The organism is Neobacillus rhizosphaerae (assembly GCF_050477885.1).
Classification (GTDB): Bacteria; Bacillota; Bacilli; order Bacillales; family Cytobacillaceae; genus Neobacillus; species Neobacillus rhizosphaerae_A.
Genome location: NZ_JBCNAC010000110.1, coordinates 84,002 through 102,449 on the forward strand (window position 1 = coordinate 84,002; position 18,448 = coordinate 102,449).

The 18,448-nt window shown below is 39.1% G+C and carries 15 protein-coding genes, 1 tRNA gene, 1 rRNA gene and 1 pseudogene; 3 read left to right on the forward strand and 15 right to left on the reverse strand.

The window, feature by feature from the left end:
• Positions 1-38: 38 nt before the first annotated feature.
• The 12 genes from ABES03_RS15350 to ABES03_RS15405 all read right to left on the reverse strand — a co-directional run bounded on the left by ABES03_RS15350 (position 39) and on the right by ABES03_RS15405 (position 13,359).
• Positions 39-1,691 carry a glycerol-3-phosphate dehydrogenase/oxidase gene (locus ABES03_RS15350; protein WP_430118201.1) on the reverse strand — a complete coding sequence of 551 codons (1,653 nt, stop codon included), beginning with the start codon at positions 1,689-1,691 and terminating at the stop codon, positions 39-41.
• A gap of 18 nt (positions 1,692-1,709) precedes the next feature.
• Positions 1,710-3,143 carry an aldehyde dehydrogenase family protein gene (locus tag ABES03_RS15355; protein WP_430118203.1) on the reverse strand — a complete coding sequence of 478 codons (1,434 nt, stop codon included), beginning with the start codon at positions 3,141-3,143 and terminating at the stop codon, positions 1,710-1,712.
• A gap of 66 nt (positions 3,144-3,209) precedes the next feature.
• Entirely contained in the window at positions 3,210-4,550 is a 1,341-nt protein-coding gene (gene sftI / locus ABES03_RS15360; RefSeq protein WP_430118205.1) for a sulfoquinovose isomerase, read from the reverse strand.
• An 81-nt stretch (positions 4,551-4,631) separates the two neighbouring features.
• Positions 4,632-5,318: a DUF4867 family protein gene (locus ABES03_RS15365; RefSeq protein ID WP_430118207.1), complete on the reverse strand. Its 687-nt coding sequence runs from the start codon at positions 5,316-5,318 to the stop codon at positions 4,632-4,634.
• A gap of 2 nt (positions 5,319-5,320) precedes the next feature.
• Positions 5,321-6,211: a class II fructose-bisphosphate aldolase gene (locus ABES03_RS15370; protein WP_430118209.1), complete on the reverse strand. Its 891-nt coding sequence runs from the start codon at positions 6,209-6,211 to the stop codon at positions 5,321-5,323.
• Positions 6,208-7,383 carry a diphosphate--fructose-6-phosphate 1-phosphotransferase gene (locus ABES03_RS15375; RefSeq protein ID WP_430118211.1) on the reverse strand — a complete coding sequence of 392 codons (1,176 nt, stop codon included), beginning with the start codon at positions 7,381-7,383 and terminating at the stop codon, positions 6,208-6,210. Before ABES03_RS15375 ends, ABES03_RS15370 begins: the two co-directional genes overlap by 4 nt.
• Positions 7,384-7,509: 126 nt before the next feature.
• Positions 7,510-8,388 (reverse strand): sugar phosphate isomerase/epimerase family protein, encoded by an 879-nt coding sequence (locus tag ABES03_RS15380; RefSeq protein WP_430118213.1) that lies wholly within the window; start codon positions 8,386-8,388, stop codon positions 7,510-7,512.
• Between the two features lie 29 nt (positions 8,389-8,417).
• A complete protein-coding gene (locus ABES03_RS15385; RefSeq protein ID WP_430118215.1) occupies positions 8,418-9,440 on the reverse strand; it encodes a Gfo/Idh/MocA family protein in 1,023 nt (340 codons plus the stop codon).
• A 65-nt stretch (positions 9,441-9,505) separates the two neighbouring features.
• The gene (locus ABES03_RS15390) at positions 9,506-10,249 is read right to left on the reverse strand and encodes a sugar phosphate isomerase/epimerase family protein (protein ID WP_430118217.1); all 744 of its coding nucleotides are present in this window, start codon (positions 10,247-10,249) and stop codon (positions 9,506-9,508) included.
• A 76-nt stretch (positions 10,250-10,325) separates the two neighbouring features.
• Positions 10,326-11,618: an ABC transporter substrate-binding protein gene (locus ABES03_RS15395; protein ID WP_430118219.1), complete on the reverse strand. Its 1,293-nt coding sequence runs from the start codon at positions 11,616-11,618 to the stop codon at positions 10,326-10,328.
• Positions 11,619-11,658: 40 nt separating this feature from the next.
• The gene (locus tag ABES03_RS15400; RefSeq protein WP_430118221.1) at positions 11,659-12,483 is read right to left on the reverse strand and encodes a carbohydrate ABC transporter permease; all 825 of its coding nucleotides are present in this window, start codon (positions 12,481-12,483) and stop codon (positions 11,659-11,661) included.
• Positions 12,484-13,359: a carbohydrate ABC transporter permease gene (locus tag ABES03_RS15405; RefSeq protein WP_430118223.1), complete on the reverse strand. Its 876-nt coding sequence runs from the start codon at positions 13,357-13,359 to the stop codon at positions 12,484-12,486.
• Between the two features lie 100 nt (positions 13,360-13,459).
• Here ABES03_RS15405 and ABES03_RS15410 point away from each other — a divergent pair, with 100 nt between their 5' ends.
• The 3 genes and pseudogenes from ABES03_RS15410 to ABES03_RS15420 all read left to right on the forward strand — a co-directional run bounded on the left by ABES03_RS15410 (position 13,460) and on the right by ABES03_RS15420 (position 17,333).
• Positions 13,460-15,280, forward strand: coding sequence for a sensor histidine kinase (locus tag ABES03_RS15410; protein WP_430118225.1), 1,821 nt, complete (start codon positions 13,460-13,462; stop codon positions 15,278-15,280).
• On the forward strand, positions 15,261-16,865 hold the full coding sequence (locus tag ABES03_RS15415) for a response regulator transcription factor (RefSeq protein WP_430118227.1): 1,605 nt from the start codon (positions 15,261-15,263) through the stop codon (positions 16,863-16,865). Before ABES03_RS15410 ends, ABES03_RS15415 begins: the two co-directional genes overlap by 20 nt.
• 132 nt (positions 16,866-16,997) lie before the next feature.
• A pseudogene (locus ABES03_RS15420) lies at positions 16,998-17,333 on the forward strand (thioredoxin family protein).
• 190 nt (positions 17,334-17,523) lie between these two features.
• On the opposite strand, the gene ABES03_RS15425 reads toward ABES03_RS15420, so the two are convergent.
• From ABES03_RS15425 to rrf, 3 genes are all read right to left on the reverse strand, one after another.
• Positions 17,524-17,620, reverse strand: a tRNA-Sec gene (locus ABES03_RS15425).
• A gap of 354 nt (positions 17,621-17,974) precedes the next feature.
• Positions 17,975-18,193, reverse strand: coding sequence for a hypothetical protein (locus ABES03_RS15430; RefSeq protein ID WP_430118229.1), 219 nt, complete (start codon positions 18,191-18,193; stop codon positions 17,975-17,977).
• Positions 18,194-18,355: 162 nt separating this feature from the next.
• Positions 18,356-18,448: ribosomal RNA gene (gene rrf / locus ABES03_RS15435) — 5S ribosomal RNA — on the reverse strand; the annotation flags it as partial.

Genomic DNA, 18,448 nt, shown 5'->3' on the forward strand with positions numbered 1-18,448 from the left:
GTCGCTAAATCTTTGGCCTTAGCTCCCTCAATCGTAACTTAATCAACTGGAACTCTTGCATGGTACAACTCATAATCTAGTTCACGAAAATAAATTTTCTTTTGTTCATCTGTCCAACCCATTTGATTAGCCATATATTCAATTACGGCATCTTTGTTTTTAATAACATCATTAATATTAAACAATAAATCTCCAGTCCGCCTTAAAAAGAAATCCAGCGGTGTAGCTACCATTTCATATTGAATAGCATAATCAAGTTTTGCTAATAAGACTACTGGTAGCTTATTATTATAAACCAGTTCCTTCTTTTGAACGATGTCATATAAAACAGAAGCATTTGAGCCATAGCTGAGTGCAATTTCTCTTGCTTCTTCTACTAAAAGTCCAGCCCTCTGTCCTTTTTTTACCTGTTCATTAATAAAAGCACTAAATTTCTTTGAACCACCAAATTCGCCTCCAGATATGGGAATATTCCTAGTGTGAGATTCCGTAAACTTTCTGCCGGTTTCTTCAGTAAGTTTTTCGGAAAGTAAATCTACTACTGTTTCTGCCATTTTTCGATATCCAGTCAATTTTCCTCCGGCAATTGTGATTAAACCGGACTCAGAAACCCATATTTCATCTTTACGTGATATCTCAGACGGATTCTTTCCTTCTTGAAAGATTAATGGTCTTACTCCCGCCCAGCTGGATTCAATGTCATTTGGTTTAATCTGTACCTTTGGAAACATATAATTAATTGCATCGATAATATAGCTCCTATCGCTTGCTGTCATTTTTGGATTTGCAATATCACCGTTATAAAAAGTATCTGTTGTCCCTATATATGTTTTCCGATTACGGGGAATAGCGAATACCATTCTTCCATCCTGTGTATCAAAATATACCGCCTGCTTTAGCGGGAATCTTGCTTGATCAATTACAATGTGCACTCCCTTTGAAAGCCTAATCTGTTTCCCCTTTTTAGAATGGTCTTTTTCCCGGAGGGTATCTACCCAAGGACCTGCAGCGTTAACCACCTTCTTGGCCCTTACGGTGTAAGTCTCATTGCCTAACTGGTCTGTAAAAACGATTCCCATTGCCTGGCCATTATCATAGAGAAATCCTTCTGCTTTACCATAATTTATGGCAGTAACTCCAATTTCAACTGCCTTTTTTATTACTTCTATGGTAAGTCTGGCATCATCAGTTCTGTACTCTACATAGCAGCCTCCTCCCTTTAAACCTTCCTTTTTTATTAGAGGTTCAAGGTCAAGAGATTCACGTTTACTCAGCATACGTCTTCTTTCACTCTTCTTAACCCCAGCGAGAAAATCATAGACCCGCAGACCAATCGAAGTACTCAATTTACCAAAAGTACCACCCTGGTAGATTGGTAGAAGCATCCATTCCGGTTTTGTTACATGGGGACCATTTTCATAGACAATTGCCCGTTCTTTTCCTACCTCGGCTACCATTTTCACTTCTAACTGCTTTAAATATCTCAATCCTCCGTGAACAAGCTTTGTAGAACGGCTGGATGTACCGGACGCAAAATCCTGCATTTCAACTAGTGCTGTTTTCATACCTCTTGTTGCAGCATCAAGCGCAATACCTGCCCCTGTAATCCCGCCGCCAATTATTAGGACATCGTATTCCTCAGTTACGAGGTTTTTTATTATTTCTTTTCTGCTTAGATTTGTGAATGGCATATTAATCCCCTCGAGACCTTACAGGTTAAATACTATAATACGTTCCTCAGTCATTTCTTCGATGGCGTATTTTGGACCTTCCTTCCCATTTCCACTATTCTTTACCCCGCCATATGGCATATGATCCACACGATAGGCAGAAGCATCATTGACAATGAGTCCACCAACTTCTATTTCCAGAGCTGCTTTCATCACAAATTGAAGGTCATTCGTGAATAAACCAGCTTGCAATCCGTATTCAGAATCATTTACTTTTGCAATGACCTCATCGACCTCTCTATATGTGGCAACAGAAACAACCGGCCCAAATACTTCTTGCCGGCAAACCTTCATGTCATCATTTACATTGGTAAGAATAGTAGGATCATAGAGGGCCCCGTTGCGTTTCCCCCCCACCTCAATAACGGCTCCTTGTTCGACAGCTTCGTTGACCCAGGCTTCTACCCTCTCAGCCTCTAATAGGCTTATCATTGGACCAATGTCCGTTTTTTCATCCATTGGATCTCCGAGGACAAAGGAACTTGTTTGATCCTTTAATAGCGCTAAGAATCGTTCATAAACATCCTGGTGAACGTATACCCGCTGAACAGAGATACAAACTTGACCGGCATTGCTGAAGCCCTTTTGAACAATCAGAGATGCTGTCTGCTCTAAGTCAGCATCTTTATGAACTATTGTCGCAGAATTATTACCTAGTTCTAAAGCTACTTTCCTTAGTCCGGCTTTTGTGCGAAGGATTTCTCCCACACGTGGACTTCCTGTGAAGGTAAACATATTAATGTCTTTATTTTCAAGCAGCCAATCTCCAATTTTGGCACCTGAACCTGTTAATACTTGCAGTCGTCCGCTTGGAAGCCCGGCTTCCTCCATTATTTCTGCTAACAATAACGCACAAATCGATGTTACTTCCGCTGGTTTTAATACCACACTATTTCCTGCAGCAATGGCAGGGCCTATTTTGTGACAAACAAGATTAATAGGTACATTAAACGGAGTGATAGCGGCAATGACACCTACAGGTACACGTACCGTGAAGGCGATCCGATTTTCAGAACCGGGGGCCGCTTCTACAGGAACGCCTTCCCCTTGAATCCGCTTGGCTTCTTCAGCTGATATTTGTAAAGTTTGAGCTGCACGTTCAACCTCACCACGGGACTCCCGAATGGGTTTACCAACCTCAATCGCCAGAATGTTCGCCAATTGTTCCTTACGCTCTAATAACAGCTGTGACGCTTTCATTAACACCTTATAACGCTCGTAAGGTGGAAACGGTTGTTTAAGCGCGGCCTTCGCTCCTTTCACTGCCGTTTCCACATGCTCTTTTTTGGCAATGGAGATGTGCGCTGCCACCTCTTGGCTGTATTTATTTAAAACTGCCGTAGTGTCTACTGTCTTTTCAAACTGCCCATTTATATAAAGTCCATATTGATTGGATAAAGTAACAACCGACATCTATTCTCCACTCCTTTATGTTGGGAATGACTTCATTTACCTAATTATTTCTTCTGGGAAAACATTCTATAAAAAGACTTTTGTCTCTAGCCCGAGGATCCGGCCTAGTTCAATTAGCTGCTTCGTTACATCACCGTAAACCAATGCATAATGCGGCTCAAAGCCTTCATGCATAAGCTCATATACGGTTGATGTGACTTCTGTTGATAATTCAACTTCTACCGATGTTCCACTGAATGGCTGCTCAACATCAAGAGCAGACCCTTTCATGACAAGGAGCCGGTATCCATCTGGATAATGACTAACTCTAAATATCGTTACTTCTCCTGGTTTTAAGCCAAAGTCCATGGCCAATCCTATTTTTCGATTGGGATGTACACCTGCTGTTGCTCCAGTTGATGGATGTGCAAGGGAATAGGCACCAGCACCGCAGTGCCAAAATACCACCGAATTTTTATCTTCATTCACATGAACTAAATCTCCCAAGTAAGGAGCATTGCCACCTGTTAGTTCGCGTAACACAAACATTGAAATAGACCCATGAATATCGGATTCACATGAAGTAACCATGCCATCTTCTGTGAACTGCGACAATGTCGAACATGGTGCTGCGCCTAATTCATTGAAAAAGTCCGGCCAGCAGCGCATCGCTAAAGATTTCAGCTCTTCCTTTTTAATATGTTTTTTAATGTAGGTAGAGAACTGGGCGAATTTCTTTACGGTTTCGTCATCACGCTTTAAGCCGACCACTTGCTTTGCAGCCCGGTCAATTTCCCCAACCCACTCTTCCTCTGGAAGTTCCACGCATTTCTTAAAGGCTTCCTGAAGATCAATCTTATGAAGGGAAACGCCAAGTGCCCTTTGAAGTTCTTCTTCGTTGGCATCCGAGAAAAAGAATCCCGGTGGATAGTCCCCCACTACACCAATTTTTAATTCTCGGAGTTTTTTCAGTACGCGCATCACATCAAATTGTTGACGCAGCCTTTTTTGAAGCTCTTCCTCATCTGGATTTCCGAATACAAACGAAAATGGATGTTGATGGTTTTTTAGTACATTACACGTACTATTGCCGCCAGTTAAGGAATTGAGGCGTAATCGGCCGCCAACACTAGGTTCCCGAACCGACCATACAATGACTGGTTCTTTAAAATACTCTAATGCCTTCACCATAAATTCCCCATCAGCAAACGTAACACTTTGATATAAAATGGTATCAATTTCAATGCTTTTAAGGGGCTCTAAAAATTCCTCGAGTTCTTCTATTGATGAAATGATCTGTTTAGGTGCAAGAACAGTTTGGCAGCTTTCTTCCAACCACTTCAGGCTTTGATCACGATACCGTTCGGCGACTTCCATATCAAATGTTTTTCTGCCGATCGGCAGGTATAAAACTGCTGAATTTATCATTAAACGGTTCTCCTTTTTGACTAAATTATCATCTCTGCATACATCATTATCTTTTTGATAACAAAATGTGTTTTCTTAAATTCATATTGATGAAGAATCATATAATATTTGGATATTTTCTCCGATAATTCCTGGATAAGCACCACGATTCACTAAAACTTCTCTTTCAGGATGTACAAGTAGCCATTTATTTTTCATAAATAGCAGCTCATCCTCTTCAGTCCGTTTTACGACCTCTTCCTCTAAAGGGTCGTTCGTTCCTGTTGGTAAAATAACAACCGCTTTGAAACCATCCGGATTTACTTTACATGGTCCAAAATGCAAGGTAGTTGCATAAATTTCTATCGCTGTTCCTTTGGGAATAAAAAATGCTTCTACATTTTTAGAATCATAGCGGTTTTGATTGATATCCTGTACACGTCCCAAAAGAAGTACCAGATCCGTAATCGCAATGTTAATTTCGCTGCTTTTATGATACTCAAGCCCATTTAATGTAGAATTTGGACCATTACAGTATCCAATTTCAATTGGCATGCCCCCATAAAAAGCCGATTGAATGGCTTCTTTCAATTTGGTGTTTTCCATCACCGGAACCGATGCCACATAGACATTTCCTTCAGCCGGAATTACTGTTTGTTCCATAAACGGGTGTAAATCTTTAAAATCATAATTCTCGATTATTTTTCCATACCCTTTGAATTTTTGATCCTCTATATGAAAAAAAGGGACGTGCGGATTTAATTCTTTTAACCTGGTAAAATCTGACATCGTCATTCACTTCCTATACTGGCAAATTCAAAAAATGGTTGGGCTTTTTGACTACTACCGAATAGTCTTATTTTTTCTTTTACTTTTTCTTTCATGAATTCGCGTCCGTTTCCAAGCGAATTTGCGAGGTGATATTCGTGAGGATTATCCTTAAGTATTTCTAGCATTCCATAGGTAAATGCCTGGCGTAATTCTGTGTCGACATTGATTTTCGCAACTCCACGTGAAATAGCAGCTGATATTTGTTCATCAGGTACATCGGACCCCCCATGAAGAACAATCGGCCGATTTACAGCACCAGAAATTTCCTTCAGTCTTTCCAAAGCCAACTTTGGTGGTTTTTGATAAATGCCATGTGCAGTACCGATTGAAACAGCCAAGTAATCCACATCAGTTGCTTCCACAAAGGCCAATGCCTCTTCCGTACTAGTGATCATCGCATCCTCTTCTGCTACTGTAATATCATCCTCTGTACCGCCAATTTTCCCAATTTCCCCTTCGGTACCGATTCCGAGTGGGCGTGCTAGCTTCACCACTTTTGAGGTGATTGCTGCGTTCTCCTCAAAAGAACGAGCTGACCCATCAAACATGACGGACTGAAACCCGAGTTGAATGGCTTGTTTCGTTTGAGCAAAGTCACGGCTGTGATCCAGGTGAACGGAAATGGGAACGGTGATATTTTTTGAGAACAGGTCAATCATCCTTTTCATATGCTCTAGTCCCATGTACTGGATGACCTTTTGCCCTATCATAATCATGACCGGTGCTTGTTCCTCTTCAGCTGCCCAAAGAATGGCCTGAATCGTTTCCGCATTGTGAGCACTAAATGCCCCAACAGCGTATTTATTCGTATAGGCGTGGGATAATATGTCTTTTCCGGAAATAAACGTCATAGTATTCCTCCAAAATTAAAAAAATCATTTTTTACATCTATTGAATTTACTTGTGAATAGTCCGTACTGATTAGTGGTGAGAGCCACTCGTAATAATTGTTTGTTTCATATAAGTATTCATAAGGAAGTAATCTTTCGCCCGTATGAGCAACCGTATGGAGAGGCACAGCACAATATTCATAATGATAAAAAAGACCAGGTTTTCTTTTAATACTAACCATGACATTGGTTTTTCCTTCTCTTATAAAATCAGCAGCCATTTGCCCTATTTCATAAGCTTCCTGTCGATCCTGTGCAGATACAGCTAATGAAGAACTCCTCTGATTCATTCCAAGCATCTCAACTCTAGTAAAATATCCCAGACTTTCATTCACCATCTCTTTCAATTGAAAAGAGACGCCCCCCAGAACACTTCGCCCCTTTACCTCCGCCTGTTGTACTTGGCCCTGCCCTTCAAATACAGTCCCCTCGCTGACTACTACCGTGGCAGTACCATACTCTTTGACTGCATTCCCTACGTCTACGAGAAATCGATCTTTTTTGATAGAAACCTCAGGAACATATATCAGGTGCGGACCTTCCTGTTCCTGTCTTTTTAAATAACCCGCAGCCAATGCCAGCCAGCCGGCATTTCGCCCCATCGTTTCAATGACCCTGACTTGTTCAAAATTAGACATGGCTGCTAGATCGTAACTAATATCCCTAGTTGCATACGCAACATATTTGGCTGAACTCGCAAAACCTGGGGCATGATCCGTTTCAGCCAAGTCATTATCTACAGTCTTGGGTATTCCTAAGACTTGTAAGGGAATGTTTAATTTCCGGGCCATTTCACTAATGTGATACAGTGCTGCCATTGTTCCATTTCCCCCGATAAAAACGAGAGTAGTAATGTTCTTTTTTGCTAAATTTCTAACGGACATTTCTATTTTCTCTTCATCCATAGGGAATCTTCCTGCCCCGAGACAAGCACCCGGCAAATCCCTTCTTCGATGAACGCGTTTTATTAACTCGCCTTGAAGGGGGACAATATAATCGTGAGCCAGCCCCTCATATCCGTTCATTACGGAATATACAGGTCTGTTGGATGAAAGGTTTTCTAAAAATCCTATTACACTCAAATTAATAACGGCAGTAGGTCCTCCTGCCTGCCCAATTGCTATTCCACTCATACACGACACCCCTTTCGGCGCCAAACTATAATTCATTAATGGCAAATGTATTGAAAGAACCCATAAAATATGTGAACGGGCCAAATATTTTATGGGAGTGATGTTTATATACATTCACCTATTTCTTTAGATAAATTGTTCCAAGTGTTTTTTTGCGTGCAGCAGACCCTTCTGAACCTTTTCATCGGTCCCCTCCCAAATCGGGTCTTCATGTTCAATACTAAGAACATGGTCATATCCTGCTTCATGCAGTGCTGTAATGAATTTATTCCAATTTACATCCCCTTGACCCGGAATCCGGTGTCTCCACCATTTCATTGTCAGCATTCCTTCGTTCCGAAGGACGTTTGGAAGAACCTCGGTATCTTTCGCTTGGGCGAGTATTATTTGTTCCTTAAAATCATGTACTGCCTGCACATAATCAATTTTCTGCCACACTAAATGGGATGGATCGATATTTAAACCTAGTGCGCTAGACGGCACTCTGGTAAATAACTCGTTCCATAGAAATGGGGAAACAGCAATGTTATATACAGGCGGCCAAAACTCATACATCGGACAATTTTCAAAGGCAAGTTTTACACCGTATTTTTCAGCTTTTTCGGCAACCGCAGGAAACACTTGCTCAAAGGTATCCAAATTTTCTTCGATTGTCTTCATCGGATCCCGTCCTGTAAACGTAGAAACAACTGGCACGCCAATGTTTTTTGCCGCTCGTAATAACATATCGATATACTCCAGAGCTTCCTGCCTTTTATCCGGATCCGGCGACAAGAATGGAATCGCACCAAACATGATATCAATCACGGGCATTTCATATTTTTCTTGCAGACTCAAAATTTCTGATGTATTTTTCCCATCCGCAAGCTCTTTCCAATTGATATGCTTATACCTTGGGCCGCCGTGAAGTTCGATCCCGTAGAAATCATTCTCCTTGGCCCATTTAAACGTTTTTTCGAGTTCCCAATTCATAAAGCAAGAATGGTAGAATCCGACTCGCATCATACATCCCTTCCTTCCTGGTACTCTTTGATTTATACGTAAATGACTTTTCCAGTTTCGATTGATTCCAGCACGGCGTAGGACAGCTTTAGCATCTCTTTCCCCTGCTCAAATCCGTAAGGGACTGGTTTGTCATTTTCAAGAGCTTCTATAAAAGCTTCGAATTCCACTTGGTGAAGTACTCTGTTTTCCAGTGGAACGGTTTCTTCCTGATCACCAATAAATAGATGAATTTCTGCTCCGCTGTCAGTTCCCCACGTGTTAAAATAGCCCTCTGCTCCTCCTTTAGGTCCAATAAGCCTATCTGCTCTTCCCCGCATCTTTGTATGTTTCGCCAGTCCCCAGGAGATGGTCATGGTTCCGATATCTCCTGATTCAAATTCAATCGTGATGATGGCGGTATCTATTGCCAATTCCTCAAAATGGGCGATTTCCTGACGGTCCTTTCCTAAAATTCCGCCTCTTGCATACACTTTTTTAGGCTTCGAGCCAAACACGGTTTGCCACATCAGGAAAAAGTGACAGCAAGTATCCACAACCGGACCCTGGTTGCCATTTTTATCATGCATGGTGATCTTCGGGCGAACTTCCTGGAGAAGATCCGAATTAAACACCATTGGAGAACCAAACAATCCCTTCTTTACCCAGTCCCTTGTCAGTTCCACACCATGGGCAAAATTACGTTGAAAGCCCAGCCCAAATTTAACACCGGCTTCTTCTACAGCAGCTTGCATCCGTTCAACCTCTTCAAGTGAGCTTGCTAAAGGCTTCTCACAAAATACATGTTTGCCATGGTTTGCGGCCAAAATGGCTGCTGGGCCATGATTAATTAATGGTAATGCGATAGAAACGATATCTACATCAGGCTGGATAATAGATTGATTAAAATCTGAATATACCTGCTTTACACCTGCTTTTTCAGCCAAAGTATTTGCTCTTTCAAGATCCACATCGGTAACCGAAACTACCTCATGCCCGGCTAGCTGCCATCCCTGGACATGATGATTCGCCATGTCCCCTGCACCAAGAACTGCAACCCTATACTTTTTACTCATTGTTTCTACCCCCATAATAAAAATTGCTATTTTAGCATTGTTAAAGTTTTTTAAGGGTCCGCATTCTACATCCCCAGGTTTTGAAGGAATTTCCTGCTTATAATGGCACTCTCAAGTGGCACTTTATCGGTTTCATCCTGTTCAACAGTCCACCATTCCAAATGTAACTTTTTTAATTCGTCGAGAAGGGAGACCAAATCCATGTCACCGTTACCAAGTTCTTTCCATTGACCGTTTGCGGTGTCTTTCACATGCACATATTTAATCGTTTCTCTATACCGATCGATAAATTCTTTGAAACTATAATTAGCACGGAAAATCCATGCAAAATCTGCGGCTAGCTGCATATTAGGGTCTTTGTTTATCACATCGAACAGCTGATATCCGTAGTCAAATTCCCAATCATGGTTGTGGTATAAGAGCTGTATCTTTTTATTTGCACAGCTTTTTGCCATAGCGGATATGGCTTCCATCCATTCTAAATATTCTTCCAAACTATCTTTTTTTAATAATGTAACGATTAGCCTTTGAATACCGAAACGATTCATTCTATCAAGTAAGGCATTTAAATCCTCCTCAGGTCGGTCGGGGTGAAAGGATTCTGCAAGAATATGTAAAGCAACGATTTTTAGGTTTGGATTTTGCTGCAGGTAGGTGTTCAGTTTTTCCTCATCATTAACAAGATTAAAACGGCATTCAACACCGTAATATCCTGCCTCCAAAACATCATTGAAGATGAGAGGAAAATCCGTTTCGATCCGTTCTACGCCCCACATTCTTGTTTGTATGGCCAGCTTAGGTGAATGCATCTTAAAACACTTCCTCTCTATTATTTTCTTTAAAGAAAGGGAGACGTGGTTCCGTCTCCCAATCATAATCATTTTTTTATTGTTTCCTTAAGGTGTTCATCGCTTCATCTAATTTTTCCAGGGTCTGCTCTTTGGTCAATTTATCCGCCACATAGGCTTGGAAAATTGCACCGAATTCTTTCTCATAACCAGACGGCAACATATTGTAATAACGTCCATCACTTAACCCTTTATCGGTGTAAGCAGTAAGGGCCGTAGCCAGTGGACCAAGCTGTTCATTTGTAAATTTAATATTGGTGAAAGCAGGGATAAACTTAAACTTCTCCACAATAAACTTTTGACCTTCCGGATCGGTAACCAGCCAATTTAACCATTCTTTTACTTCAGGAATAACCTTTGAATCCTTATTGATAGACCAATAGTTTCCTGCAAATGCAAACATTTCTTCGTTGGCTTTTACATCATCATTAATTGGAATCGGGAACATCCCTAAGTTTAATTTAGACCCCATCTGATCCAGCACTGGCTGTGTCCATGAACCTTGTTGAATAATGGCCCCCTCACCGGCCACAAACTTTGCCATAGAAGTGTTGTAATCAGTTGTCATCGCATCTTTATTGCCATACTTTTTATTCAAATCAAGCAGTTTCATGTAATCTTCGGTCTGGGCGTTTCCTTTGAAAGTTACTTTTCCATTATTTAAATCTTCCATCCATTTTCTCGGATCACCTTGTCTGGCAAACACAGCATTAAACCCTTGTTTACCCATGGTGAAATTTTCCTGCCATGCATTAACGAAAGCAGTAATTCCTGCGGCTTTCAATTTTTTAGCTACATCTTCAAGCTCGCTTAACGTTTTCGGAGTTTCCTTAATACCGGCTTTTTCAAATAAATCCTTATTGTAAATGTAGCCAAAACCTTCTATATTGTAAGGCATTCCATAAATTTTTCCATCAACAGTAATAGGTGGTTTAGCGATTTCTACCATGTCTTTCACCCAGGGCTCATTGGAAAGATCAACCATTCGGTCTTTCCACAATACCGCGTCAGCATCACCATTATTGGTAAATACGTCAGGAGCATTCCCAGATGCAAAGGCTGACTTCAAAGCCGTGTTATAATCATCCTGCCCGCCTAAAAACTGAAATTCGATGTTTGGGTGTGTTTTTTGATATTCCGTGGCCATTTCTTTTAATTGGTCGATGATTTCCCGCTTTAATTGAAGAACCGTAATAACCTTCTTCTCTTGGGATTTTCCCCCTCCTCCTGCTGCATTGTTTGAACTCGATGTCTCCGTCTTATCGGAGCAAGCGCTGAGCATAGCAAGTAAAAGCATTAGAGATACACACAAGTTAAATACCTTTTTCATTTGATAGCCTCCCCAAATATTTTTATATGGTTTTCATTTACTAACCTTTTACTGATCCTGCCGTAACTCCTTCTATCACATGTTTTTGCAAAATCAGAAAGAAAATAATAATTGGTGTAATGCTCATTACCAGGCTTGCCAGTCCCATATCCCACTGCTTCGAATATTCCGTAAAGAAAGTGAAATTTGCCAGTGGAATGGTTCTCAATTCTATGTTTTGTAAAATCAATGAGGGAAGTAAGAAGTCATTCCAAACCCACAGGCTTTGGAGAATAATGACAGTTACTGTCATGGGTTTTAATAGAGGAAAAACCACCCTCCAAAAAACCCCATATGGAGAGCAACCGTCCATAACTGCTGCCTCTTCCAATTCAAGAGGAATCGTCTTAATAAATCCTTGGAATAGAAAGACACATAACGGTACTCCCAGACCCCAATAGATAAAAATAAGTCCCAGATGACTGTTCATGATATTCAAACCATTAGCCACTTGGACAAGAGGAATCATTATAGATTGAAAGGGAATAACCATAGCAGCAACGAACAAAGTAAAGACAAGTTTACTAAATAATGTGGGTCTGCGTGCAAGACGGTAGGCTGCCATTGCACTGATCAGTGTCATCCCGGCAACGCTGAAAACGGTTACAATTAATGAGTTCCAAAAAGCTTTCGGATAATCAATTCTCTCCCACACTTTTACATAGTTAGACCAAAGAAATTCTTTAGGCCAACTTGCCCCATTGATCAGAATATCTGCAAAACTCTTAACTGAATTAATAAAAACGAAATAGAAAGGAATTAAAAATAGAATGGCGATTATGATTGCAAATAGCTCCAAAATCCACCTTCCCTTGAAGATTGCCAATTATTGAACCTCCCTTCTTTTTGTAAACCAGACCTGTAATAAGGTAATTAAAGCGACAACAATAAAGAAAATGAATGCTTTAGCTGAACCAACCCCCATATTATTACGAGTAAAGGCTTCGACATAAATATCTAAAGCCACAGGCTCAGTGGAACGGAAAGGCCCCCCCTTGGTTAATGAGAAAATAACATCAAAAACCTTAAAGGATGTGGATAAACTGAGGAATACACAGACGGTAACAACCGGCATGATTAATGGAAGAATAATATGTCTGATTTTATGAAAGGTAGTAGCACCATCCATTTCAGCTGATTCCAATAATTCATGCGGGACACTGGCTATACCTGCTATATATATAACCATTAAATATCCTGCAAAATGCCAAACACTTACTATTACAATCCCCCAAAATGCGGTGTTTTCTGTACCAAGCCACGGCAGGTTAAAAAAGTCAATTCCCGTTAATTTACCGACTGTAGGGAGGCCTCTTGTGAAAATGAATAGCCAAATAAATCCTAGTAAAATCCCTCCAATTACATTCGGCAAAAAAGCGATGGCACGAACTGGATTTCTTGTACGGATTTTTCGAGTTAATAAGAATGCTAATAAAAATGCTAATACATTGTTCAAAATCACAACGACAACTGAATATTTAGCGGTAAATAAAAATGAGTCAAGAAAGTATTCATCTTTAAATATACGAAGGAAATTATCAAAGCCAATCCAATTTTTTGCTGTAGAAATTCCATTCCAATCTGTAAAGGAATAGTACATTCCCAAGAAAAACGGGATAATCTTCATTATGAGGAATAAAACTAGTGCAGGTCCCAAAAAAATCACGAGTTGCAGATTGTCGCTTTTTTTGCTATATTTCATTATTATACCTCCTCCCTTATCTAAAAGTTTACAATTAATAGAATTGTCGGTAAATTCTAAATATTTGATATATGAAGTGTAATATATTGACATAGGAGGAATGATGTTTAGCATTCGTTATAAACTAACCATACTCTTGTTGGCTGCCATTTTACTTCCCATTGTAACTTCGATTTTGATCACCCATAAACTGACCAAATCTTCTATCACTGAAAAGGTGATAGAGGGGAACTCAAAATTATTATTTCAAGGTAAAACAAATCTTGAGAACTACTTGCAATCCATTGATAACACCACGCAAAGCGCTTTATTTTCTAGAACCTCCTATCGATTATTTGACTTAATGAGAATCCGTACTCCAAAGGATCAGGAAAAAAACAATATTAATTTGTCTATCACTCAGCTGGGGGATTCAAAAAAAGAATTTCATCAAGTTTTCTTATTCTTGGACAGACAAAAGCAAAGCTATCTTTACACTGACTATGTTAGTAAACAAGCTATGTTAGATTTTAAAACAGAGTATAATGAAAGGGCTTTCATAGAACCAACTCATTTAAGTCACGACTATGGTTTCAATCAAAGGAATTTACTATCCCGGTCTGAACGTACACAAGTATTTTCCTTTTATCGAATCATTGAAGACGTACCGTTAAAGGATCGTCTAGGCGTACTTTCTATTGACGTACGGCTTGATTATCTGCGTTTTATTAGCAATATGCTATACACGGATAAAGAAGAAGATATTTTAATACTGGATCAAGACGGGAATGTCATTTATTCCTCTCAAGAAAAATTAATAGGTACTAAAGTACATGCACCGTGGGTCGATAAACTGTTTAGGAATAAAAAAATGGCCTCTCATTTTGAAGTGAATCAATCTGGTTCTAAAGATTTAATTCTATATGATACTATTAATCTTCCTTATGCAAACTGGAAATTGGTTAAGAAAATACCTTATAGCTGGCTATATCACGATGCCAACCTTTTAACTAAGATTAATACTTTTGTAGTCATCTGTTTCTTAATTCTGGCCATTAGCGCCTCATTACTAATAGTCATCCAAACTGTTGTAAGACCAATCCGCAGGCTTATTTATGAAATGAATATTGTCGAGAGAGGAGAATTTAATGTTCAATTCCCAAACATCGACCGTAAAGATGAATTTGGGGTATTATCGAGGCGCTTCCATCAAATGGTTGACCGAATCAATTCTCTTATTTTAAGCGAATATAAGTTAGAAATAGCCAATAAGACGAACCAATTAAAAGCACTTCAAGCACAGATTAATCCCCACTTCTTCAATAATGTACTTCAGTCAATTGGTACGTTAGCGTTAAAGAATAAAAACTTTAAAATCTACTCGTTAACATCCGCGTTAGGAAGAATGATGCATTTTAATATGAAAATCGATGAGTCCATTATTCCACTTGGGAAAGAAATAGATTATATTAAATCCTATTTGGAACTACAGCAGCAAAGGTTTGAAGATGATTTCCAGTTGATTATAGATATTGACGAATCCACTTTACCTATTCAAGTTCCTAAGATGATACTGCAACCCATTATTGAAAATTACTTTGTGCATGGCAGATTTGATGAAAATAACCAGGGTGTCCTGAAATTAACAACTAAACTGGAAAGCAATGAACAACTGATTTTAATAGTCGAAGACAACGGACAAGGAATTTCAGACTCGAAAATGAAAGAATTGACGGATTTATTACGAGAGAAAAACGACTTTGAATGGAAATCAACGGACCATATTGGCCTATTAAATGTATTAACTAGGTTACGTGTTTACTATTCCCCAGAAGTTAAAATGATTTTGGAACATGTAGTGCCACATGGTTTAAAAATAACGACAAGAATACCTTTACATAAAGGTGGTGACCCAGAAAAAAATGAAGGTGTTAATCGTTGATGATGAAAAACATGTTCGAGAGGCCATAATGCTTTTAATTCCATGGGAAGAATATAAAATTTCAAAGGTGCTGGAATCACAGAATGTAGAAGCGGCTAAACAAGTCATTGAGCTAGAAAAGCCGGATATTATTTTTCTGGATATGATGCTGGCAAATCAAACAGGTATTGAGCTGTTAAGCTGGATTCATGAATGCGGCATCCCTTCAAAAGTTATTGTAGTAAGTGGATACAATGATTTTCACCTTGTCAGAAATACCATGAGATATAACGGAGTTGATTATATATTAAAACCAATCGATCAAGGTGAAATTATAAATGCCCTGGAAAAAGCGATTGATGCGTGGAAACAAGATGAGATAAAAAGATTAGAAAATCAATCAAAAAACTTAAGAATGCAACACATAGAACCCATTTACTTGGACAAAGCTCTATCGGAATATCTCAAAGAACCAGCAAAGCATTATACTATTCTACACGAGATTAACAGGGATATCGACGTAAACAATGGTCTGATTCGGATTGCTTTATTGAGCTTTCAGCTGATCCATTGGAGAATTCTTCAAAAGTTTTCGACAAACAAAGATTTGCTACTTTTTTCAATCAAAAATTTATGTAACGAATATTTAAGTCTGTATGGTTGTGGTTATGCTTTTCAGGATTGGAACAATGAGAATGAGATTGTCATATTATTTTGGAATCAGTTTGACCATACAAAACAAATCCTGGAGGGTATAAATCAGAAGATTTATCAAACTCTAGGTTCACATTTTTTCTTTTCCGTTGGCAAGCCTCAGCCTCTTCCATTAGGAATCTCTCTTTCCTATGGTGACGCTCGAAAGGTATTAAAGAGCAAATTGAACCTAAAAAAACCTGCCAGCTTTATTTTTGATGATTCACACCCGAGCGTCATAGAGAATGAAACCATTTATATCAATAATTATGAAAAAAAACTCCTTTTTGCCATGAAGTGTAAAGAAGATTATGTCATCAAATCAATAACAGACAACTTTACAAACGAATTGCGAACCTTACAAGCCATTACACTCAATCATATAGAGATTTGGCAAAACGAGCTCAATATATTAAAGTTAAAATATTTTAAAGAATTCTCCGATCATTTAAAGCGATTTGACCCTCAAATTTCCTGTATCCTAATGAATGACAGTGGTCAATTGCTGATTGAGGAATGGTTAAAGGAGCTCAAACAGTCTTTCATTCTTCTCCATCAAATCATATCCAAAAATAATACTGAACGAGTAAATGTTTTTCATGAAATAGCTAATTATATCAGGAAGAATTATCATGAAGATTTAAGCCTGCAATATTTTTCAGATCATTTCTATTTAAGCCGTGAACATATTTCAAGGAAATTTAAGCAGGAATTTGGTACAAATTTACTTGATTTCGTCATTGACGTTAGGATGGAAAAAGCCAAGGCACTATTGTCCGACCCCGATTTAAGGGTTTCGGATATCTGCAAAATGGTTGGATATAATGATGAGAAATATTTCTATAAAGTTTTCAAAAAAAGTATAGGGTATTCTCCTTCTCAATTTAGAAATCACAAGATCTTGGAAAAATAATAGGGATTGGGGAAACCTTTTTCCCTGATCCCTTTGTGGTTTTTCCTCATCAAGGAATAATCGTAATACATATATTTTTTTCACTTAAGGAAATATAATGATGACTATTTACATCCTTAAATCGAGAATGGAGTGAGAAAAATGAAAGATTTACATTCAATCGAAGAGGTAGACCATTTTGTAAATGATCACCAACTTAGTTTTGTATATGTATTAAAACAGAATTGAAGCGTTTGTCACGCTTTACTTCCTCAGGTTGAGGAAGTTTTAAAGGAGTTTAGGCAGATTCATTTTGGGATTATTGATGCAGATGAGGTAACAGAAATAGCCGGCCACTTTGTGATTTTCACTGTCCCGGTTCTCCTATTGTTTGTCCACGGAAAAGAATCCTTGAGAGAAGCACGAATAGTCCATATAGATCTCTTTCAGGAGAAAATAAAAAGAATTTATGAGTCTGTGCTAAATTAAGATACTTAAACTTTCGCTTAAGTTGTTACAATTCTTTCATGATCCCTTACACTTTTACGCATACAAAAAAACCTCCAAATATACTAATTTGAAGGCTCTGAACAAACACAGTTTTGGCATCTCGGTCAACCACAGTTTCGTTCATGAGCAAAGACTATGTAGGTAAGAAATTTGATTGAACATGTTATTTTGGCGGGACTGCGTGGGAATCGAACCCACCAGACCTGGCACGCAGGTCTCAAGCAGTTTTGAAGACCGTGGAGGACACCAGTACCCCATTCAGCCCCACAAAGTGTAGTATTTTCAAGGGTTTCAGACAGCGCACACACGGTTTCGACTCTCGAACCCACACGGTCATGTCTTCAACCTTCACGGTCTATATTACTCAATTTCGCAATTTATTTCAACAACTAGAACCTATTTTGACAAAATAAAAAGAACTGGGATTTATTTGCCCCAGTCCTCGTCTTCCTCTCTTTGGACTTCCTCCCAACACTCCTCATGAAAAGAGTCGAAATCGTCCTCAACGAATGGTTCTCCTCTATAAATCTCATGACCACAAAACTGACATAAAGCGTGAAATTTCAAATGGTTGTCTGGCGTGTCCAGTTTCCAAGAGTCGTAATTCGGAATGTCGAACATTAAGCTTTCACCGTCCAGTTGGAGAGCTTCTCACAAGCTTCAGTGAGGTTCCTCAACATATTGAAAGCTTCCTTCCCTTTGTGAGTCTCCAAAATGATTGAACTCATTGCAAAGTGAACCCTGTGAATGACTTCTTGAGTGGTTCGTCCTTCTTTCACAATCTGGGTCCTAAGGTAATTGTCAAAAAACTCGATTGAACCGAACTTTTCAGTTTTCACAAGTTTTCCTCCTTTAATGGTTGTAAAATGGACTTTCTGACCATTCCAACGACTAACAACCATAACTGTGACAAAAACATAAAAAAAAAAAAAGAGACCTCATTGGTCTCCATTTATCCGAATATATGTACTTTATTAGAATTAGATTTATTACAAATATTCAACTGGCAACGTCCTACTCTCACAGGGGCAAAGCCCCAACTACCATCGGCGCTGAGAAGCTTAACTTCCGTGTTCGGTATGGGAACGGGTGTG

Coding starts and splice junctions, on each gene's coding strand:
- ABES03_RS15350 (WP_430118201.1), bottom strand. CDS start 1,691: ATGCCATTCACAAATCTAAGCAGAAAAGAAATAATAAAAAACCTCGTA.
- ABES03_RS15355 (WP_430118203.1), bottom strand. CDS start 3,143: ATGTCGGTTGTTACTTTATCCAATCAATATGGACTTTATATAAATGGG.
- sftI (WP_430118205.1), bottom strand. CDS start 4,550: ATGATAAATTCAGCAGTTTTATACCTGCCGATCGGCAGAAAAACATTT.
- ABES03_RS15365 (WP_430118207.1), bottom strand. CDS start 5,318: ATGTCAGATTTTACCAGGTTAAAAGAATTAAATCCGCACGTCCCTTTT.
- ABES03_RS15370 (WP_430118209.1), bottom strand. CDS start 6,211: ATGACGTTTATTTCCGGAAAAGACATATTATCCCACGCCTATACGAAT.
- ABES03_RS15375 (WP_430118211.1), bottom strand. CDS start 7,383: ATGAGTGGAATAGCAATTGGGCAGGCAGGAGGACCTACTGCCGTTATT.
- ABES03_RS15380 (WP_430118213.1), bottom strand. CDS start 8,388: ATGATGCGAGTCGGATTCTACCATTCTTGCTTTATGAATTGGGAACTC.
- ABES03_RS15385 (WP_430118215.1), bottom strand. CDS start 9,440: ATGAGTAAAAAGTATAGGGTTGCAGTTCTTGGTGCAGGGGACATGGCG.
- ABES03_RS15390 (WP_430118217.1), bottom strand. CDS start 10,249: ATGCATTCACCTAAGCTGGCCATACAAACAAGAATGTGGGGCGTAGAA.
- ABES03_RS15395 (WP_430118219.1), bottom strand. CDS start 11,618: ATGAAAAAGGTATTTAACTTGTGTGTATCTCTAATGCTTTTACTTGCT.
- ABES03_RS15405 (WP_430118223.1), bottom strand. CDS start 13,359: ATGAAATATAGCAAAAAAAGCGACAATCTGCAACTCGTGATTTTTTTG.
- ABES03_RS15410 (WP_430118225.1), top strand. CDS start 13,460: ATGATGTTTAGCATTCGTTATAAACTAACCATACTCTTGTTGGCTGCC.
- ABES03_RS15415 (WP_430118227.1), top strand. CDS start 15,261: ATGAAGGTGTTAATCGTTGATGATGAAAAACATGTTCGAGAGGCCATA.